Raw genomic sequence first — 468 nt, forward strand, 5'->3', positions numbered from 1 at the left:
AGGCAAAGCGGTTCGGCACGCCCTTGATCGACGACGCCACCGAGGCGATGTTGACGATGGCGCCATCGCCTTTTTCCAGCATTCCAGGCAGCACGGCGCGGATCGTGCGGATCATCGACTTGACGTTCAGGTCGAAGGCGAATTCTAGATCCTTGTCCGGCATGTCCATGATCGAGCCGTTGTGAACGACGCCGGCCGAATTGACCAGCACGTCGAACGGACCATGCTCGGCCACCGCGGCCTTGACGGCGGCGTCATCAAGCACGTTGAGCGTCAGCGTGCCGATGCCGTCCTTGCCGTCGATCTCCTTCAGCAGGGTCTCGTTGATATCGGTCGCCAGCACCTTGGCGCCGGCCTTGGCGAAAAGCGTGGCGATCGCATTGCCGATCCCCTGCGCGGCGGCGGTGACCAGCACCGACTTGCCCTTGATTGCATGTTCCATCGTCTTGTCCTTCCAATGGTCTGGCC

General features: G+C 62.0%; 1 protein-coding gene. It reads right to left on the bottom strand.

Annotation, left to right across the window (positions count from 1 at the left end):
- Positions 1–468 (bottom strand): SDR family NAD(P)-dependent oxidoreductase (locus tag AC1D0P_RS29105; protein WP_477679912.1); only part of this gene is annotated, 468 nt, incomplete at both ends.

The organism is Polaromonas sp. P1_G2 (assembly GCF_056405515.1).